Below are 660 nucleotides of genomic sequence, written 5' to 3'. Positions count from 1 at the left end.
ACCAGCTATTCGAAGACATGGAGGCTCAGGTTGCTGGCCTGAAGATGGAGATTGCCGCAGGTCTGGCAAAGGTTGACCTTGGACAACTGCAAAACTCTCTTGATGAACTTCACAATGTTTTAACTGATCCTGCTGTCCTGCAGGGTATCTCTGATCTGGTGTCTGAAGTTGCACAGCTTGCTGGATGGCTTGTAAAAGCCGCCGCCGGCGCTGGTCAACTCGCCGCAAGCACCGGCAACAGATTTGCCGCTCTGAGCGGTAAAATTGACCTCAAAAATATCGATCAGGTAAATGAGCGCATTGCTTATTTGCAAAAAAACCTTGAAGGAAGAAAGGGTTTTTATTCGCAGGACAAATCAATGTTCGCCTGGTTCACTGGTGGGAATGATAGTGTAAAAGCACTCAACGATGAACTGAACACCCTTATCGAAACCAGAAACAGGCTGTCAAAACCTGCTGTTGGCATTCTTCCGCTTGGTGCTGCTACTGTCGGAATTGGGAAACCATTCTCCCTTCCACCGGGCGAGACTAACGGCAAAGTTACGCCTGATGCAAGCGCAAGAAAACTGGAAAGCTCTTTCAAATCCATGGAGATGGGTTACCTGCGCCAGATTGCGCTCATCGATACCACCGGCAAAAAAACGGTGGAGGTGACCGAGC

1 pseudogene is annotated in these 660 nt (G+C 49.2%); it reads left to right on the top strand.

What is annotated here, in order from left to right:
- A pseudogene (locus ACOTYB_RS24870) lies at nt 1-660 on the top strand (phage tail tape measure protein); the annotation flags it as partial.

Source organism: Enterobacter cloacae complex sp. IR5450 (assembly GCF_049238665.1).
GTDB classification, from domain to species: Bacteria; Pseudomonadota; Gammaproteobacteria; order Enterobacterales; family Enterobacteriaceae; genus Enterobacter; species Enterobacter hormaechei_C.
Note: the sequence above shows the minus strand (reverse complement) of the source record. Positions and strands in the feature narration are given on the sequence as shown.